Source organism: Peribacillus sp. JNUCC 23 (genome assembly GCF_053653995.1).
The window spans coordinates 3,566,549-3,585,804 of the sequence record NZ_CM132202.1; the positions used below are offsets into that span (position 1 = coordinate 3,566,549).

At 38.2% G+C, this 19,256-nt stretch carries 21 protein-coding genes; 7 read left to right on the forward strand and 14 right to left on the reverse strand.

All coding sequences use genetic code 11. The annotated features are described in order from the left end of the window. The first annotated feature begins 147 nt into the window (after positions 1–147). Positions 148–369, forward strand: coding sequence for a DeoR family transcriptional regulator (locus JNUCC23_RS16980; RefSeq protein ID WP_028392313.1), 222 nt, complete (start codon positions 148–150; stop codon positions 367–369). 128 nt (positions 370–497) lie between these two features. Here JNUCC23_RS16980 and JNUCC23_RS16985 read toward each other — a convergent pair whose 3' ends face one another. Next, complete coding sequence (locus JNUCC23_RS16985; RefSeq protein WP_403068867.1) at positions 498–1,211, reverse strand: pseudouridine synthase; 714 nt, start codon at positions 1,209–1,211, stop codon at positions 498–500. Positions 1,212–1,435: 224 nt separating this feature from the next. Further along, the gene (locus JNUCC23_RS16990; RefSeq protein ID WP_403068864.1) at positions 1,436–3,058 is read right to left on the reverse strand and encodes a putative polysaccharide biosynthesis protein; all 1,623 of its coding nucleotides are present in this window, start codon (positions 3,056–3,058) and stop codon (positions 1,436–1,438) included. A gap of 233 nt (positions 3,059–3,291) precedes the next feature. On the opposite strand from JNUCC23_RS16990, the gene JNUCC23_RS16995 reads away from it, so the two are divergent. After that, complete coding sequence (locus JNUCC23_RS16995; RefSeq protein WP_403068861.1) at positions 3,292–4,563, forward strand: BaiN/RdsA family NAD(P)/FAD-dependent oxidoreductase; 1,272 nt, start codon at positions 3,292–3,294, stop codon at positions 4,561–4,563. A 193-nt stretch (positions 4,564–4,756) separates the two neighbouring features. Here the strand turns inward: JNUCC23_RS16995 and JNUCC23_RS17000 are convergent, their stop codons facing one another. Continuing rightward, on the reverse strand, positions 4,757–4,939 hold the full coding sequence (locus tag JNUCC23_RS17000; protein ID WP_403068858.1) for a sporulation protein Cse60: 183 nt from the start codon (positions 4,937–4,939) through the stop codon (positions 4,757–4,759). 308 nt (positions 4,940–5,247) lie between these two features. Next, entirely contained in the window at positions 5,248–5,559 is a 312-nt protein-coding gene (locus tag JNUCC23_RS17005; protein WP_454212579.1) for a rhodanese-like domain-containing protein, read from the reverse strand. A gap of 297 nt (positions 5,560–5,856) precedes the next feature. Here JNUCC23_RS17005 and JNUCC23_RS17010 point away from each other — a divergent pair, with 297 nt between their 5' ends. Beyond that, positions 5,857–7,002, forward strand: coding sequence for a CAP domain-containing protein (locus tag JNUCC23_RS17010; RefSeq protein WP_454212581.1), 1,146 nt, complete (start codon positions 5,857–5,859; stop codon positions 7,000–7,002). A gap of 244 nt (positions 7,003–7,246) precedes the next feature. On the opposite strand, the gene JNUCC23_RS17015 is transcribed toward JNUCC23_RS17010, so the two are convergent. The 3 genes from JNUCC23_RS17015 to JNUCC23_RS17025 all read right to left on the reverse strand — a co-directional run bounded on the left by JNUCC23_RS17015 (position 7,247) and on the right by JNUCC23_RS17025 (position 9,657). Further along, positions 7,247–7,711 carry a DUF2306 domain-containing protein gene (locus tag JNUCC23_RS17015; protein WP_454212583.1) on the reverse strand — a complete coding sequence of 155 codons (465 nt, stop codon included), beginning with the start codon at positions 7,709–7,711 and terminating at the stop codon, positions 7,247–7,249. Positions 7,712–7,839: 128 nt separating this feature from the next. Continuing rightward, positions 7,840–9,054, reverse strand: a complete 1,215-nt coding sequence (locus tag JNUCC23_RS17020) for an MFS transporter (protein WP_454212584.1) — start codon at positions 9,052–9,054, stop codon at positions 7,840–7,842. Between the two features lie 399 nt (positions 9,055–9,453). Continuing rightward, on the reverse strand, positions 9,454–9,657 hold the full coding sequence (locus tag JNUCC23_RS17025) for a hypothetical protein (protein ID WP_403068804.1): 204 nt from the start codon (positions 9,655–9,657) through the stop codon (positions 9,454–9,456). Positions 9,658–9,888: 231 nt separating this feature from the next. Here JNUCC23_RS17025 and JNUCC23_RS17030 point away from each other — a divergent pair, with 231 nt between their 5' ends. From JNUCC23_RS17030 to JNUCC23_RS17040, 3 genes are read left to right on the forward strand one after another with little or no spacing between them, the layout of a single operon-like run. Continuing rightward, positions 9,889–11,322, forward strand: a complete 1,434-nt coding sequence (locus tag JNUCC23_RS17030) for a spore germination protein (RefSeq protein ID WP_454212586.1) — start codon at positions 9,889–9,891, stop codon at positions 11,320–11,322. 23 nt (positions 11,323–11,345) lie between these two features. After that, positions 11,346–12,437: a GerAB/ArcD/ProY family transporter gene (locus JNUCC23_RS17035; protein ID WP_049682677.1), complete on the forward strand. Its 1,092-nt coding sequence runs from the start codon at positions 11,346–11,348 to the stop codon at positions 12,435–12,437. Then, the gene (locus tag JNUCC23_RS17040; protein ID WP_454212588.1) at positions 12,427–13,506 is read left to right on the forward strand and encodes a Ger(x)C family spore germination protein; all 1,080 of its coding nucleotides are present in this window, start codon (positions 12,427–12,429) and stop codon (positions 13,504–13,506) included. The genes JNUCC23_RS17035 and JNUCC23_RS17040 overlap by 11 nt, the downstream gene beginning before the upstream one ends. A gap of 231 nt (positions 13,507–13,737) precedes the next feature. On the opposite strand, the gene JNUCC23_RS17045 is transcribed toward JNUCC23_RS17040, so the two are convergent. The 7 genes from JNUCC23_RS17045 to JNUCC23_RS17075 form a co-directional block, all read right to left on the reverse strand. After that, a complete protein-coding gene (locus JNUCC23_RS17045; RefSeq protein WP_454212590.1) occupies positions 13,738–14,457 on the reverse strand; it encodes a pentapeptide repeat-containing protein in 720 nt (239 codons plus the stop codon). 16 nt (positions 14,458–14,473) lie between these two features. After that, entirely contained in the window at positions 14,474–14,803 is a 330-nt protein-coding gene (locus JNUCC23_RS17050) for a PadR family transcriptional regulator (RefSeq protein ID WP_403068789.1), read from the reverse strand. A gap of 181 nt (positions 14,804–14,984) precedes the next feature. Then, positions 14,985–15,905, reverse strand: coding sequence for a phosphotransferase family protein (locus JNUCC23_RS17055; RefSeq protein ID WP_454216104.1), 921 nt, complete (start codon positions 15,903–15,905; stop codon positions 14,985–14,987). A gap of 219 nt (positions 15,906–16,124) precedes the next feature. Next, positions 16,125–16,424 (reverse strand): hypothetical protein, encoded by a 300-nt coding sequence (locus JNUCC23_RS17060; RefSeq protein WP_062176535.1) that lies wholly within the window; start codon positions 16,422–16,424, stop codon positions 16,125–16,127. Positions 16,425–16,825: 401 nt separating this feature from the next. Next, entirely contained in the window at positions 16,826–17,137 is a 312-nt protein-coding gene (locus JNUCC23_RS17065) for a DMT family transporter (protein WP_062176533.1), read from the reverse strand. Next, positions 17,137–17,487 (reverse strand): DMT family transporter, encoded by a 351-nt coding sequence (locus tag JNUCC23_RS17070; RefSeq protein WP_403068780.1) that lies wholly within the window; start codon positions 17,485–17,487, stop codon positions 17,137–17,139. Before JNUCC23_RS17070 ends, JNUCC23_RS17065 begins: the two co-directional genes overlap by 1 nt. Next, positions 17,484–18,077, reverse strand: coding sequence for a TetR/AcrR family transcriptional regulator (locus JNUCC23_RS17075; protein ID WP_454212593.1), 594 nt, complete (start codon positions 18,075–18,077; stop codon positions 17,484–17,486). The genes JNUCC23_RS17070 and JNUCC23_RS17075 overlap by 4 nt, the downstream gene beginning before the upstream one ends. A gap of 407 nt (positions 18,078–18,484) precedes the next feature. Here JNUCC23_RS17075 and JNUCC23_RS17080 point away from each other — a divergent pair, with 407 nt between their 5' ends. Further along, positions 18,485–19,246 (forward strand): ABC transporter ATP-binding protein, encoded by a 762-nt coding sequence (locus JNUCC23_RS17080; protein WP_403068776.1) that lies wholly within the window; start codon positions 18,485–18,487, stop codon positions 19,244–19,246. The last annotated feature ends 10 nt before the right edge of the window (positions 19,247–19,256 follow it).

Here is a 19,256-nt window from a genome sequence, read left to right on the forward strand (position 1 = left end):
CAAATGACAGCTTGAAATTTTGCGCAATGTTTTAGGGGAGTTTCAGGATGGGTAAAGCAAGTACATAGTGGCAGCTGGAATGTTGTCCATCTTATCGGTTGTTTTCATTTGTTTTAGTGCCAATGAAAAATAATAAGGAGTGATTTTTTGAAACCTTCAACAAATCGCATGTTAACCCGTATTAAATCCGTTTATATGTTTATTAGTAATAACGGTACGGTTTCTACTCAGGACCTTGTAGAAGAATTTGGCATCACTCCTCGAACAATACAGCGCGATTTAAATGTGTTAGCTTATAACGACTTAGTCAAAAGCCCAAGCCGCGGACTATGGACCACAACAAGCAAAAAAGTAAAGATGTCATCTTAAAGCTAAAGACGCAGTTTTTTTAAAAGATTTTCAACCATGCATTTACAAACTAAAGACATAGAAGAATAGTACCCATCTACTAGAAATGAGGCAGACTCATACAGTCCGCCTCATTTTTTTGCTTATGATTATTGTCCGTTCCGTAAAGCCTCAAGTTCCTCATCGGTTAATTCACGGTACTCACCAAGTTCGAGCGCTTCATCAAGCCCAAGGCTGCCCATTGAAATACGCTTCAGATAAACGACTCGTTTGCCTACCGCTTCAAACATCCTTTTTACTTGATGAAATTTCCCTTCCATAATCGTTAATTCAATATCAGATGTTAGTCCTGATTTTAAAATTTTCAACTCTCCAGGCTTAGTATGATAGCCATCATCCAGTGTTACCCCTTTACTGAATTCTTCGATATCGCTTTGTGTCACTTCACTGTTAATCACTGCGAAATACGTTTTCGGGACATGCTTTTTTGGGGAAAGTAGCTGGTGAGCCAGTTGGCCATCATTTGTAATCAACAGTAACCCTTCTGTATCCTTGTCCAAGCGTCCTACTGGAAAAGGCTCCATTGCTGCATCTTCTGGTTCTAGTATATCAATCACTGTTTCCTGAAAATTATCTTCCGTGGCAGAAATAAGGCCTTGAGGCTTATTCATCATCAAATAGATGAACTCTCTATATACCACTGGCTCGTTATGTACCGTTACATGATCCACTTCTGGGTCAACATGCGCCTTCGCGTCCTTCACAACTTGTTCATTCACGACGACAGCGCCTGATTTAAGTAAACTTTTCACTTCTTTTCGGCTACCGTAGCCCACATTTGCTAATAATTTATCAATTCTCATAAGTTCCTCCGGTACGATTGATCTTGCATCTCTTTAACATGTATTGTTTATATGCATTCATTCTATTATAACAAGAAAAGGGTCAGACCCCACAACTACTACAGACAGTTTAAACAAAGTGTAAGAAACACGATAAACTGTGTGATGAGTGCTGGGTCAGACCCTTTTGGGACATCCTCTATCTATTATGGGGAGATTCATACTCTTCCCTATTTTCTTTTTAATTAAACCTTCGCCTTTACACCCAGTTTCTGTGCTAAACGATCGATTCGACTGCCAAATAAGCGGTGTGCTAATTTACTTTTTAGAGAGAAAGCTGCGTAGACGAGACCACCGAAGATAGCGGATATGATAATAATTACAATTGCTTGAAGTTTGATTTCAGGATCCAAAAACAGGCCTAATAAACTTTCTACTCCCCAAACTACAAGTCCCATAATTGCCGTAAATACGCTCATAAGAATTGTTCTCTTTATCACAAGCTTATACCGATATCCTGTAAAATAATGAATAAAAAATAAATTCAAAGCACAGGCAGCGATGTACCCCAAGGTAGTTGCATATACCGCTCCTACTGATTCAAACATTTTTATGAATGGAATATTTATGCTCAATTTAATTAGTAATCCTACTAATAAGCTTAACACTGAATATTTTTGCTGGTTAATCCCTTGTAGCACGGCAGCTGACACAGAAAATAACGCAAATAAAATCGCTGTTGGAGCATAAGTAGCAAGAATACTCGTCCCTAATGGATTATGATCGAAAAACGCAGTGTAAATCGGATCAGCTAAAGTTGCCATCCCAATGACGGCAGGGATCGTTAAAAATAGTAAAATTTGAAATGCCTGATCTAGTTGATGACGAAAGGCTTTGTCATCATCACTCACATAAGCCTTTGTCACGGATGGAAGAAGAGCCATCGAAAAGGCAGTCGCTAGTGTCATTGGAATCACAACTAACTTTTGTGCATTAAAATTTAATATACCAAAAGCTGATTCGGCAAAGTCACCACTCAAACCAATCGAAACCAAAGTCTTCTCAAACGTCAAGTTATCCACAAACTGGAAAACAGGCATAGCGACCGATACAAAAATGAATGGGATCGAAGAAATGAGAATCTCTTTATAAATATGAGGCAATGAAATATCCATTGTCCCTTTGTCTTGTTTCAAAAGGTCGTTTAAGTAAGGTTTTTCTTTTTTCCAATACCATAAAAGAACGAATAACCCACCAACTGCACCAATTGCTGCCGCGAATGTTGCAACACTGACCGCTGTTACAAGATTACCATCCATTATTTTCAGTACGACATATGCACCAGCAAGTAGAAAAACAATCCGAACGATTTGTTCAACTACTTGCGAAATAGCCGTTGGTTCCATTTTTTGATGCCCTTGAAAAAAGCCACGGATAATACTCATAAATGGTACGATAATCAATGCAAAACTTACTGCCCTAATTACAGCTGTAATATCATCAGCTGTAAAACTTTTTTCACCGACACTTACGAAGTTAGCATACACAGGAGCTAACGCATACATTACGATAAAAGCTAAAACCCCTGTTACTAACATAAGTTTCAAACTTGACTTATATAATTTTCGACTAACCGCATATTCTTCTAATGAATTGTATTTAGAAACCGTTTTAGAAACGGCAAGCGGCATTCCAGCTGTAGCCATGCTGATAAAGATCGTATATGGAACGTACGCATGGGAATACAGACCAGCTCCTTTTACTCCCATCAATGCGTCAAACGGTATCACATATAACAGCCCTAATACTTTCGATAAAACCGAACCGAGCGTTAATATGAACGCTCCTTTTAAAAGCTTTGAAGACATCTAATCCCTTCCTGCCTATGTCAGTTACGTTTTCACGCTCTCTATCTTACCATATTCCCTTCCTATTAAAAAATCTATATTGACCTTTAAAATGAGCATTTTTTCATTATCATCTCAAAAATTTTAGCAAAATCTCACATGGGGCACAAGCAAATGTTTTCACATGTCGTTTTTACTTCCTAGCTAGTTATGCTATATAATGAAGAAATGAAAATAGTAAAGCTGGTGATCACATGAAATATGATGTAATAATAATTGGCGGCGGTCCTTCTGGATTAATGGCTTCAATTGCCGCTGGAGAAAAAGGAGCGAATGTGCTTCTTGTTGATAAAGGAGAAAAACTTGGGCGAAAGCTTGCCATATCAGGTGGCGGCCGTTGTAATGTTACCAATCGCCTTTCGATAGATGAAATTATTAAACATATCCCGGGAAATGGACGCTTTTTATATAGTGCCTTTTCCGAATTTAATAATGAAGATATTATCGCATTTTTTGAGAAGCTTGGTGTTGAGTTAAAAGAAGAAGACCACGGGCGGATGTTTCCTGTTAATAACAGTGCCCAAAGCGTTGTCGATGCTTTGCTTGAGCGTATGAACAGCTTGAAAGTAACAGTTTATAAAAATTCCCCTGTTGCTGAAGTTCTCTATGAGAATGGAAAAACTGCAGGTGTACGTTTAAAAGATGGCCAAACCTTCACGGCAGGTAGCATTGTTGTAGCAGTCGGCGGTAAATCTGTACCTCAGACGGGTTCGACTGGGGATGGCTATGCATGGGCAAAGAAAGCCGGTCACACGATTACCGAGCTTTTCCCAACTGAAGTACCTGTAACAAGCAATGAGCCATTCATTAAGGACAAATCTCTGCAAGGTCTCGCACTTCGCGACGTCTCCTTGAGTGTATTGAACGCAAAGGGTAAACCGCTGATCACGCACAGGATGGATATGCTCTTCACCCACTTTGGCATCTCTGGCCCCGCCGTTCTTCGCTGTAGTCAGTTCGTTGTCAAAGAATTAAAAAAAGCAAAATCCCAAGCTGTAATGATGAACATTGACGCTTTGCCGGATGCAAACAAAGAAGAAGTTTTTCAAGAAGTGATTAGACTAATGAAAGATGACCCGAAAAAAGCGATTAAGAATACGTTAAAAGGCTTACTTCCTGAGCGCTATTTGCATTTTCTGCTTGAAAAAAGTGGCATCGATTTGCAAGAACAAGGTGGCAATTTAGCACATGAAAAAGTCCGACGATTTGTGGAACTATGCAAAGACTTCCAATTCACTGTAAATGGTACTCATTCGATCGAAAAAGCCTTCGTTACCGGTGGCGGAGTATCTGTGAAAGAAATTCAACCAAAGGAAATGGGCTCGAAAATTATGCCAGGTCTTTATTTTTGCGGTGAAATCTTAGACATTCACGGCTACACCGGAGGCTACAATATTACCTCGGCGCTTGTAACAGGGCGGCTCGCGGGAATGAACGCAGCTCTCTATGCTAAAGGTCACGCATAATATTAAGAGCAGATACCAAAATCATAATTGGTATCTGCTCTTTTTCAATTTGACACATAAATAAATGATCTTCGAGAATATTCTATTAAATGAAGCAGTTCTGCCAAGTGATTCTGTCAAAACACTTGCCTATATCAGCCAATTTTCGATTATATCAGCCGTGGGTTGAATTCCTTTTCTCTATATACTGCTGTCACTTCTTATAGATAATCATCGCACTAAAACAATAGATTTGATCATCTTCCTCTTCCCCGGTCGTCGCAATATTGTATTTGATGTCAACAAGTTTATTTTCACGGATATCCTCAAGGAATACATTGATTTCATCTTCTAGATCCTTTTCATGCTCATAATCAAACAACTTTACTTGAATCATCGGCCATCCCCTGCCTTTTTAAATACAGAGTGCCCTAAAAGTAATGATACTATTCATTTTTTTGAAAAAAACGGGTCTGACCTCACACTCTACATATGGTTTATTGTGTCATACATTAATAAACCATATATAATAGATGTGGGGTCTGACCCAACTCAGATGAAAAGCGGCGGGGCTTCGCCAAATCAGCCCCGCACCGCCACCTTCATATGGTATTACAATTTGAGTACCTGAACCTTTTTCATCGTTGGATTTTAAAGTAGACGCTTATGGATGTTTTTTATAGAAAACGCCCGTCAAGGTCTTCCTTATTTCACAATTACTTCACCATTCCACTCAAGCATTCCACCTACCATATTCACGACCTTGTAGCCTTGCTCTTGTAGATAATGCGCTACGTTTGCGCTGCGGCCTCCTGAACGGCAAATGAAAATATATTCTTTCTCTTTATTAAAATAGTCAAGTGTGGCAGGAATATCGTTCATCCGAATATGTTTAGCCCCTTCAATGATTCCTTCTGCTACTTCATCATCTTCACGAACGTCAACAAGTTCCAAGTTTTCTCCTGCTTCAAGTTTAGCTTCTACCTCTTCTGGGGTAATCGTTTTAATTTCTTCCATTATAAGCACCTCAATCTCAATTAATCTTTCCCATCTATTATAGCAAGGATATTGGTTGATTGAAATTTTGGCGGATTGGGCGTTAAGAAAAGAATATCCCTTACAAATCGGTTCAAGCGTTTCACTTTTGCTTATAGACGAACTTAGATGAAGTTGGCTTCAACCATTTCTTCAATAAAGTTCAGGAAGAAGACTATTTTCACCATAAAACTCCAGTTATCAAAGTATGCATGCTTTTTTCTAAACTGGTACAATAAAACAACTAGAATAGTCATAGATACCGACATGGAGGAAGGAGTGGAACAATTTTTGAAAAAGGTACGCTTTCTTTTTACTATATTGATTATTGTCGGTGTATTTTGGTTTTTTTATGGAGAGAAGCTTAGGGAATCGGGTTTTCAAGCTGCATTCTCGGAGCTGAAATCAGACGTAACTTCTCTAAAAAATTCACCGGAAGTTTCATCTGGCATGGAAAAGCTGAAGGATGGTGCCAGGAATCTGTTTGGCATGGTGAATGAAAAATTAGATTCTTCATTAGACAAAGAACAGCCTGATGTTAATCCAGTTAAGAAGCCTTCGTTAGCTACACCGAAACAAGCCTTCTCCATCCATAATATAGAGCTCGGTGATTCGAAAGCAGATGTGGAAAGTCAGGTTGGCACACCAAAACGTTCTTCTCTAAATGAATACGGGGTGGAATGGCATGCCTATCATGAGAATTACCAGAACTTTTTCATGGTCGCTTATGATGAACAAGAGAAAGTGGCTGGATTTTATACGAATCAGGATCTTATTTCATCGAAACAAGGCTTGAAACTTGGCACAACTAAAGAAACAGTCCTTTCACAATTAGGAAACCCGTTAACAAAAATTCAAAAAGGGTTAACTTTTTATCAATTGGACAATGAAGAGTACAATACGTTTCATATCGATCATAGCTATATAACGGTTTTTTACGACAAGCATGAAAATAATACGGTCACCGCACTGCAAATTATAAGTGATAATCTTGAAGCAAAGAAGAGAGATTTCTTCGGTAAGCCTAGTTCTTATTTAAAGGAAGGGTTCGAGTACCAATTGTTCGATCTTACGAATGCAGCGAGAGTCAATCATAACCTTGGCGTACTTTCCTGGAATAACGCAGTTCGAAAAACAGCTCGCGATCATAGTACCGATATGGCTGTTCACAACTACTTCAACCACACCAACCTCGAGGGTGAATCTCCTTTCGACAGAATGGAAGCGGATGCTATCACATTCCGCATGGCAGGAGAAAATCTTGCGGCAGGCCAGCAAAGCAGCATCTTTGCCCACGAAGGATTAATGAATTCACTTGGACACCGGGAAAATAAGCTCCGCCCCGAATATCAAGAACTAGGAGTCGGCGTCGATTTCAACTCCGAATCGAGACCTTATTTCACAGAGAATTATATGAAGAAATAGAGGATGTCCCAAAGGGTCTGACCTCGCACTCACCATACAGTTTAAATGAAGGGTTACTAACACTTCATTTAAACTGTATATAGTAGTGGCGGGTCTGACCCTTTCTTATGATTTCCCTCTTCATTATGAGGAAAAAAGCCACTTCTTTATCAAAAGAATTAGTAGCTCATCCATTACAGAGATTTTTCAATCGAAGAGTAGAGAAGTGTCCTTCTTATAAGTACTTGCCATAATAAAAGTAGAATTAAAAACTAGCTTGTTTTGAACCGTATTTTTGGCCAACTTTAACTATCATTGGAGTTCCTATTATTGTAGGTAAGAACCAAATCACTAATGTAGGAAATTCATTTAATAAAGGTATTCTATGCACATTTACTACTAAAGTGGCTGTTACAATACCTATATATGAACCTAACATCCCTCCTAGGTGGAAACCCAACCAATTTTTCCACTTCTTTTTAACAGCCAAATAGCCAAGTAAAGCAAGTCCATACGAAAATAAAGCGATATAAAAGAGATACTGACTTTTTTCCCAATGTAAAATAGACATAATAATGGCCGTTCCAAACACAAATACGTAAGAACAATGATACATTTCACCCACTATTGTATGCTTGCCTTTTTTCTTCTTTGAAGACATAGCGAATATACCGACTATTAAACAAATAATGCCTGTAAGAATATGAGCAATTATAAATAGTTTAAACAAGTCGTATCCCCTCCATGGTAATAAAAATTTACTACTTAATTTCAAGTTTACCTATAATTTCCAACTAAAAATAATATTTACAATAACAACATAAACAAAGAGTGCCCATATCGGACACTCTTCTTGTGTTAATGATTTAGTCCATCTATTAAAGTTGTCGGTTGTCTTTTCTTAAGACTAAGCATCACGACAAATGAGATGATATATAAGACTGCTAAATAGGTCATCACTACTGTCATATCATAACTTTGCAGAATATAACCAACGAGGATTGGTGACAGTCCACCTATCGCTCGACCAAAGTTGAATATTGTGTTGGTCGCTGTACTTCTAATTTGAACAGGATAATAACTGCTGATTAACGCTCCATATCCGGCAAACATCCCATTCGAAAAGAAACCAACAATGGCACCACCGATTAATACACCTGCACTGCCTTCTGCATACGAGTAAAGAAATACAGCACATGCGGAGGCAAGTAGGAAAATACCAAAAGCACGTTTCGCGCCAAATCGATCCATGAATTGTCCAAAGGTTAACATCCCAATGATCATTCCAACTGCAGTACTAATTGTCCAAAGGGCTGAACTTGAAACAGACAAACCTTGAGATTGTTGCAACATGGATGGTAGCCAAATCATTAAACCATTGTAACCTGCAATCTGCACCGTTGCCATAATGGCTAGGGAAATCGTCGTCATCGCTGTTCTTTTAGTTTCAAACAATTGAAGCAGTTTGCCTTTCTCTTGTTTGTTGACGACCTTTTTCTGTTTTTGAGCTTCCATCCATTCTGGAGATTCATCTAAGTTTTTCCTCACAATAAATGCAAATATTACCGGAAGTACACCAACGAAGAACAATGCTCTCCAGCCCAAGGTAGGTAGAATGATGGCGCTAAGTAACGCTGCGAGAATGACACCATATTGGGCTCCAATACTTACATAAGAAGAAGCCCGTCCTTGTTTATTTTTTGGCCATGCCTCTGCAACAAGAGCCATTCCAATCCCATACTCTCCTCCAGCGCCAAGTCCAGCGATAAATCTGAACACATAAACTTGCTCTATATTTGTAGCGAGTCCTGTTAGAGCTGTACCTATAGCGAACAGTATAATCGTATAGGTAAAAATTCGCACCCGGCCAAACTTATCTGCCAAGATCCCAAAGATCATCCCACCTGCAAGCATGCCGATATTCGTTATGGAAGAAATAAGCCCTCCCGTTGCTAAATCAATGTGAAACTCCGCAATAATCATCGACATGGCAAAAGAGATAAACATAATGTCCATGCCTTCTAACGTTAAACCTGCTACTGACGCTACAACTGTTTTATTACGATAATTCATATTGTTCCATCCTCCAGTATTATTCTTGCCGTAAAAAAATTCTTGATGCTTTGAGGGAATGGATATGCAATTCATCAATTACAAGAAAATCTTCCATTCTCTTTTCAAGTCTCACAGGACTTTATTTAAAAGAGGTGCTATTCAAACAAAAATAAATGCCCTTCCGTCACAGAGGACAAAAGGGCATGAATGCACGAAGTTAGACTTAAAAATATAAGACTATCAAGCCACCCTTTTCGGCCTCTCTGGACCGTATTAAAAGGAAATATTATATTGATATTTATATTATCAGGTTAGAAAGACGGTTGCAATACTAATTGAAATATGAGACAAAATATTTTTCGTTGTAAATATGACCGCTTAATTCTCCCGACTATTTGTAGCTTAGTTATTAATCTTTCAATCTTTTATCAGTAATCCTTTAGATTGTAAACCATGTAATAACAATTTTTTAATGTATGTTTCATCTTTGTTGTCAAAAATATCATCTAGCTCTTCTTCTGAAACGATATGATACGACTCAAGATAACACCAAGCAGCAAATTTACTAATAGCTCTGACGCTACTAGCTTTCAACATTTTTGGCTTAACTACAATTGTCATTTTGATTTACCTCCAAACAAATAGATTGAACTCACTACGATCATTTTAACATTATTTTACACAAACTAACATAAAGTTTCAGAAAATTCAAAACAAAAAAGACTAAACCAAAGTCTAGCCTTTCTTTAACAAGATTTGCCTATTCTAGGATGACTAATTTAGCTAATACGCATAATAATTTCCATTTTGCTTAAAATATATGTCAAACGAAGAATTATGAGGTGACTAAAAGTGAAAAAGTTCCCCTTTCAAAAAAGCAATCAATCGCAAACACCTCAATTCAATGAAGTCATACAGCAGCTAAAGGAGTCAAAAGATTTTACAAGCTTTATGTTTGGCTTAGAGCATGATGCTCTCTGTATTTCTTATTTTACTACTTTAATCGACACTGATATTTTACATAGAGACCTACTTCCTTATTTAAATAAATCTTCGTCCACTCTTGAAAATGCTGTTCAAGCCTTGCCAATTGAAAATTTACTTTTCACTCAGAAACCAGACGATATGCAAAATCATTTATTAATCGGCTATATTTCAATAACGATGGAAGGGAAAGATGATCAGGCCGTTTTAATAAAAGCTGATTCACAAAAGTCCAGAACTGTTTCATTGCCTGAGGTAGAGTTTAGCGTGATTGGACCAAAAGAATCTCTTGTAGAATCGCTCGATACGAATTTGAATCTCATTAGAAAGAGATTGCCGATCCAAGAGTTAAAGGTGGAGGAGTTAATTGTAGGAAAATTATCAAAATCAAGAGTGGCAGTCCTTCATATTGACGGAATTTGTGACAAAAAGAATGTTTCCACCGTTATTCAACGAATCACGAATTTAGATGTGAATCAGATTATTGATAGTTCTTATATATCTCAAATGATTACGGATAAAAAAAATTCGCCGTTTCCACAGTTTATTGATACGGAAAGGCCAGACCGTTTAGCTGCCGTGCTAGGTGAAGGGAAGCTTGTCATATTAGTAGATGGTGCACCACATGGACTCATAGGTCCTGCTACATTGGTAGAATTTTTTACTGCCTCCGAGGATTATTTTCTTAATTGGACAATGGCTTCATTTTTTCGTCTCGTCCGATTTTTTGCTGTATTATTCTCAATCTTAATTACACCGATATATGTAGCAATTCTAACTTATCACTACGAATTATTGCCGAAAAATCTGATTAATACGCTTGTTATTTCAAGAAGCGGGATTCCTTTTCCTCCTATTCTAGAGGCACTTGTGTTGGAATTGGTGATTGAGTTACTCCGTGAGGCTGGGGCGAGGCTACCTACCAAAGTAGGACAAACCATTGGTATCGTTGGTGGTATCGTCATAGGAACAGCTTCGGTCGAAGCGGGCTTAACGAGTAATGTACTATTAATTATTGTAGCATTATCAGCTCTTGCTTCCTTTACAACACCTGTTTATCAAATGGGTAATACGATTCGGCTCATCCGATTCCCATTTCTGTTAATGGCTTATTATATTGGGATCTTAGGTGTTGCGATAAGCTTTTGTTTTATGCTTATACATTTGTTAAGAATCACGACACTAGGAAGACCTTATCTTGAGCCACTATACCCGCCAAAGCTTCAGAGCTTAAAGGATTCTCTTATCCGTCTGCCATTTTCATTGCTATCTAAACGCCCTGCCCCAAAACAGAAAGACTAAGTAAAAGGAGACTCTATTCACATATGATTAATAAAAATGAACAAATTTCTCCATTCTTAGTCTTCTTTCTCGTTTTAAAAGTACAAATTGGGGTAGGAGTTCTGGGCTTTCAAAGACTCATCATAAAATCAGCCGGAAACGATGCCTGGATTGCAGTCATTGCTGCTGGACTCCTGTTCTCAATCGTAATTTGGTGTATGTTTACTCTTCTAAATTCGCAGAAGCAGGACTTAATGGGCATCCATACTCAGCTTTTCGGAAAAGTCCTAGGTGGCTTTTTGAATATGATCTGGATCACCTATTGGCTGCTCATGGGCATTGCTGTTTATCGAGCCTATGTTGAAGTTGTTCAGGCATGGATGTTTCCACAAATTAATGTAATGACTTTTAGTATCGTTTTTGCACTCTTAATTTATTATACAGTTTCTGGAGGTTTTCAAGTTTTAACTGGAATATGCTTTTTGGGCGTCATCATTCCTTCTTATTTGATATTAACAATCTTTTTCCCATTGGAATATACAGAATTTCGCAACTTATTACCAGTATGGAATCACTCATATAAAGAAATAGCTTTGGCAACGAGAGATATGTCACTTAGCTATATGGGCTTTTCGACTTTACTCATGTTCTACCCATTAATCAAGCATCAAAAAAAAGCAAATAAATGGGCGCAACTGGCAAATATTTTATCAATCCTATCGTATTTATTGCTGACGATTGTTTCAATCGGATTTTACTCCGAAAATCAAATCAGCAGGTATGTATGGGCTACACTGTCTTTTTGGAGTATCGTCGAAGTTCCTTTTATAGAACGGTTTGAATATATCGGCATCGCAACATGGGTGATCTTTATCCTCCCTAATATTTGCCTATTTATTTGGGCAGCTACGAAAGGAACGTCTGTCCTATTTAAAGTAGAACCTAACAGGATATCCATTCTTTTTCTAGTGATATTAATTGTTATGTCACTCGCTTTGAAAGATCGTGAAACTGTCAATACCTTTCAAGATTATATGTCCTATGTTGGTTTTATTCTTTATACAGTTTATATCCCTATCCTGCTTTGTCTATCATACATTATGTCAAAAATAAGGAAAAAAACGCATGAGAATTAAAACCATAGTACTATCTTCGATTATGAGCTTGTTTCTTTCGGGTTGTATGGATATCGAACCTACAGTATTAAATGAAATTAACATAGCAACAGCCGTCAGTTATGATTACATCGATAAAGACCATTTTACATCTACCGCTGTCATTCCTTACTATATGCCGGATAAGAAAGTAAATAATGTTACCTTTACGGCGACTTCTTCTTTGAGCAAAGACGTCAGACAGAAAATGAATCAACAAACGGATAAACCCATTTACAGTGGAAAAATAGAAGTCATCTTATATAGTAAGGAGCTTGCTAAACATGATTTAACGCGAATGACAGATACATTAATTCGCGATCCTTCTATCGGGAATACCGTGTATTTAGCCGTTGTTGATGGAAAGGCTGAGGAGGTCTTAACCAAACAGTTCGGTAACGTGGATAAAGGCACATACTTATCAAATGCGATTGAGCATAATATCCAAAGCGGAATTCTCCCAAAAACTAATCTGCATTTATTTTCATATGCGCAGAATGCAGAAGGTATGGACCCTTTTCTCCCAATAATCAAGCCTAAAAATGGGAATCCAATCATTACTGGTGTCGCCCTATTTAATCAGGGGGAATTCGTGTATCAAACAAAAGAGCATGAAAATGTCATTTTTAAAATGTTAGTAGAACAATCTTCTAACAAAGAAGGCTTTTCAGCGAAATTAGGGGAAAAGTTATTTGCGTCCGTCTACAATATTTCCTCAAAAGTTTCATACAACATCCCTGAACCGATGACCAATTCGCCTATCATAATTAATTTAAACATAGAAGCGGTTTTACGAGAGTTCACTGGTGATAAGGTTGATAAAAAAGAGATCAGAAAAATTGAAAAGAAGATGGAAAATGTATTAAAAAAACGAGCTGAAAAACTAATTGTAAAACTTCAGAAACTTGATGTCGACCCGCTTGGAGTTGGTGAACAAGTACGAACAAGAACGAGAAGCTGGGATAAGAAGGAATGGAAGAAATTATATCCAAATATCCCCTTTCAAGTGAATGTCAAATTGAATATTCTCGAAAGTGGAGCGGTGGAATAAGTGTCGATTCATCAAAAATTGCAAAACAGCAGTGAGAATGGACAACTCTCACTGCTTTTAACGTACTATCTATAACGAAAATCGTGATTATGATGTGGTACACCCACTTTTCGGAACCGACATCTGATTTACGAACCGGATTCAACACTTTGCGAGCCGCTTTTCTGATTTGCGCGCTGGAACTAACTTTGCGAGCTACATATCATATTAACGGTTTCCAATTCCAAATTCTTAAACGACCGTTACATTACTAAGGTCCGCTTTTCCTGCCTTCAAAAAATTATACGTCAATTTATCCATCGTGGCGCCGCTGAAATCAGCTTTCTTTATATCGGATAAGCGGAACTGTACGTTTTTTAAAGTACTATGTTTAAACGATGCCTTTTTTAAGTTACACCCTTCAAATACCGTACCCTCAAACGTCTCACCTTCAAAATTCAGACCCGCCAAATTACTTGTTTTGAAAAAGGTTTTTTCATAGATGCAATTTTTGAACGTCGCTCCCTTTAAATTAGCTGCTTTAAAAAGCGTCTCTGTTAGATTCACATTCACAAAAATGGTATCTGCCAAATTACTGGATTTAAACGTACTATTCGTTAAATCGGAATCGGAAAAATCGGACCCTTTTAAATCACTGCTGTTAAACTTACCGTCGTGAACGGAAACTGAACGAAAATCGGAATCCACTAAACTTGATCGTGAGAAGTCCATTTGTATCACTTTTTGAAGTTCAGTTTGCTGGAGGTTGATGGATTCGATTAATTCCGACACTTCACCAATCGAGTTAATCGTCATTTGATAAGCTTCCTCATCACTGTATCCACTCTTTTTATAATCATTAAATTTCTCATTTAAATTATTCAAAAGCTCTTCTTCCAACTCTTTCGCCGTTTTCACTTCTTGATAAGGGGCAAAGATATTATGGACGTACTTGTTTAGTTGTTCTTGCATCCTCTAAATCATCCTTTCAAAGCAGACCATCTAGAATCTGTTTAGCCTGCTCCCAATTTTTTATATTTTGTTCATATGTGTCTTCACCAATTGCCGTGATTTTGTAATATTTCCTTCGTCCACCTTGATTTTCATTGCCCCAGTAGGACGTTATACTTCCCTCTTTTTCCATTCTCTTTAAACTTGAATACATGGTGGCTTCCTTTAATTCATACTGTTCACCTGAATTCGCATAGATCATTTTACTAATCTGATAGCCATATTTATCACCACTTAAAAGCAGCTTTAAAATCATCGTATCTGAATGGCCACGAAGCAAATCAGAAGATAGTTTAATATCTCCCAAAGGCTCACCCCCTTTAGTATAATATATACCGAGTTACCATGACAGTCAAGGTAATATATTTAATTAGATTAATACATCGATTGATTAACCACTAATCCTGATTATTTTCTCTCTTTTGCACGCACAATAAAAAGCAGCGACCAGTTCAATCTTTACTGTCACAGCTTTCTTCTTACATTCCTTAAATTTTTCTTAAGATACTTAACAAATAGGCATCCAACCTTTCTTTCATCATTTCATCCGTCAATCCAGTTACACCAAAAGCTGCCCAACCAGGATAAACTGTTGGTGGCCCAAAAAGAATATCAATCAAGGAAACGAGATCCCAATATGAATCATAGCGAAAAGCTGAACCCGCATAATGCTGATAAGCAGTTAGAAAATGATCGGCCGTGGCAACGTCAAACAGTTGTGCAAGGTTAAGGCGACAATGTCCCACATCAACCCCAGCTGGTCCCAAGCACGCGTTCACCCAGTCAACGACTCCACCGACTTTGTTTTGACTCCAAAGAACGTTTGCTGGATGATAATCTCGGTGAATGAAGCATAACTTTTCCTCTGGCCGGAATCCTCGCACTATTCTAATTGCTTCGCCCCATGCGTCAGGATAGTCTGACCATGTCGGAATATCGAATGATGACATGTCATTATATGTATAATAATTCCATAGGAAATCAACGCCTTCTAACATATGAATCGTTGATAGTGTCTCCGCCAAGCCATTCAACCAGTTGTCCATACATTTCGGGATTAACTCCACATCCCCATCTAGCTTTGTCATCAACACTGAGGGTACTCCACAAGAACTGCCTGTTTCATCCCATGCAATTATTTCTGGTGTTTTAATATCCAAATGTAAGGCAAGACGCAGACTTTCTGCTTCATGATAAGCAAGGTCAGGTTCTTCATGAAGCCATTCGCGATCATCAATCTGGCGTAAAACATATTTCTCTATATTCCTTTCATTACAGAGAGAAATACAGTAAATTCTTGATGAAGTACTCCCAGGAAGTCGTTGAACGGATACAACGCTAGCCTGAGGATTTACAGACTTCAACACCCAATCCAATACAAATTTCGATAAATGATCTTCCAATCCCATCCACCCTTTATTCAAAATATTTGTCTTCTAATTCGATCAGAAAGCTGTAATTTTGTTACTTTACGATAAATTCATATGGATGTTTTAAACATCCTAAAGCCTCAGTTATCTCTATACTCCATTATAATAAATGAAAAAAGCCTATGTCTAATGGGTTATAAGACCGAAAATACCCACAATCTATAAAGATTGCAGGCTATTTTCATATCAAATATTCAATTACATCAACAAACTGAACACCGGTGTTAAAACAATTAACAAAATTGCTGTAGCAAGCATTAGCTGGGAAATGTGAATCGGTAGTTTTTCTCTCGCCTTCCCTTTGTACCAACCAGAAAATTGTAGCTTATCTCGGTATAACACAAATAGAGACATGTAGATGGCTATCACGCAAAGCCAATCATATTGATCCGTATGTAAACCAATGGATACGAAAACAAACTTGATTATTTGGCCAAGTATGGTTCCTAGAATAAGAAATATCGCCATAATCCGGATGAGCTCTAATACGATTCGCATCATGATCCTCCTGTACGAGCTTACTCTAAAAAATATTACTAAATATTTATAAAATTAGCAATACTACTTCTGTCTTTCATTCTATTCACCTATATGACCGTATCCATTTAAACCTAGACCTTGTGATGCTTTATTGTAAAGGTTTTTCAAAAATGACCTTCTGTTAAAATCGCGTACGCCTTGTGCGCAAAACGGAAATCAGCACATCCTATGCAGGCCCGGTTCCAAACGTTACTGCATTCGCGAAAGATTTTAGATGTCTGCTCGCAAAACTTCTCGGCTCTTTTTATCCTCTTTTTTGAATACGCACTTGTATTAACCATATACTGATCATCCATCCCTAACATAATAGTCATTTTATGCTCAACCTAAAAAAATCTGCCTAATCGACAGATTTTTCTTTAAGAAATAAGCTTCAAGCCAACGGCCGAGCTGAGAATCAATGCGATACATGCTAGTCGCTTCCATTCTCTTGCTTCACCGTATAAGAACATCCCAACTAAAGCCGCTCCGACTGTACCTATTCCCGTCCAAACTGCATAGGCTGTCCCCATAGGAAGCTCAGTCATTGCATAAGATAACAGCATAAAACTGACACCAAACGATAGAATTAGATAAAGCGCCGCATCCCATTTCTTCATTGCCAAGCGCTTCATATTGATCACACCAAAAATTTCTAGACTGCCTGCCAAAATCACCGCTGCCCAATGCATTAGGCTTTCCCTCCTTCTACCTTCGTATCTTCTTCCTCACTCGTTAACACCTTTAATCCGATTACCCCACAAAGAAGGGTTCCGATGAGTACGATTTTTACTAATTTAAAGGGTTCACCGAAAACGGCCATTTCTACAATCACGGTTCCGGCTGTGCCAATTCCGGTGAAAACAGCATACACCGTTCCAACCGGCAGGTGTTTGGTTGCTATTACTAGCACAACGAAACTAATAACAATGGCTACTCCTGTTAGAACCCACTCCAATGTATTATTGGAATATTTCAACCCTGAAACCCAAACAATTTCAAGGATTCCTGCTAGTAGTACATAGATCCAATTCCGATTCATGTTTCATCCACTCCTTCCTCTTTTGTAAATAACCCACGCCAAAAAATCGGCCATGCAGCACGAACACGTTTTTTGTAGGGCACAGACCCACTGTAAATCAGTTCGAGAACCGTTCCATCAACCAGTGTAAGATAAGCAAGCGCATAGTCCATCGCGTTTGAAATGTAGAGACTTCTACTTCTGTTTCGGAGCCATCTTGCCAATATTCGCTGCATTTGTTCAAGGAATGGATTCACGAGATCACAAACATCCTGGTGCAGCTTTGAAGGAGGAAAAAAGGAAATTCGTAACAGAAATCTCGCATGATCATTTTCCATGTTTTCTTTTTCAATCCAATCAAAAAAACCTCGTAACACATCCTCAATCGGTTTATTTTCTTGCGATTGAAAGTATCCGATGATTCTTCTTTTTTCCGTATCTATCGCATAGTTCACGACAGCAAAAAACAACTCATCCTTGCCTTTATAATGAGCATAAATGCTTGGTTTTTTTATGCCGACTTCTTCCGCTATTTTACTAAGTGACGCCCCTTCATATCCATCTCTTGCAAACTGAATAAGAGCGACGTTACGAATTAACTCAGCACTCATAATCGAACCTCCCTAACGGTCGTTAGGAATATAATCTCACAGATCTGTGTGTGTGTCAAACCATGAATGTTTTGAAACAATCCGTCATGAAAAGGGAGAGCCAAGTATTGTAGTGTGCGGATCCCTTTATACAGGGGAAGGGGATATGCTCTCTATTATATGTACACATATTATTGGGACAAGCTTTTTTTAGGTTCCGTATTTTTTTGTTCCATTATGCAATTCGATTCGTAGATTGTATGGACCACTTTGCAATCATACACCCTCTTTTGTTTTTGACGGCTTAGCTTAACTTGCAAAAAACAATGATTGACTCAATCAATGTACTACGTGTATAGTACACATATACAAAGTGTATGTATTACATAATACACACATTTATTATTAATACAAAGGAGGACATATAAATGAAATCACCAGTAGTAGAAGTACGTAACGTTCAAAAGGTTTATGGGAAAAAAGGCGGCAACCAGTTTAAGGCGCTAAACGATGTCTCTTTTTCGATGCAAGAAGGAGAGTTTGTTGGAATCATGGGGCCTTCCGGATCGGGGAAAACGACGTTATTGAATGTGATTTCAACACTTGATCAAGTCACGTCTGGCGAAATTAAAATTGACAATGTCGATATTACCGATATGGGGCAAGATGAACTTTCTGATTTTCGCTCACAAAAATTAGGCTTCATTTTTCAGGACTTCAACTTGCTCGAGAATATGACAATTGCCGAAAACATTGCCCTCCCCCTGTATTTACAAGGAACGCCCGCTAAAAATGTGGATGCAAAAGTCATGACCGTCGCGAAACGTTTAGGGATTGAAGAATTGCTGCAAAAATATCCTGCTGAAATCTCAGGTGGTCAAAAGCAGCGCTCTGCCGCTGCCCGAGCTCTCGTTCACGAACCAACTGTCATTCTAGGAGACGAACCGACAGGAGCACTTGATTCCAAAAATGCAACAAGCTTGCTTGAAACCATGAAAGACTTAAATGACAGGCAAAATGTGTCCATCATGATGGTGACCCATGATGCATATAGCGCAAGTTACTGCCAACGAATTATTTTTATCCAAGATGGCAAGCTTCATAAGGAAATTCACCGTTCGTCCACTCGTGAATTATTTTACAAAGAAATTCTAGACGTGCTTGCGCAGCTTGGAACAAAGAACGCATAAGAAAGGAGAA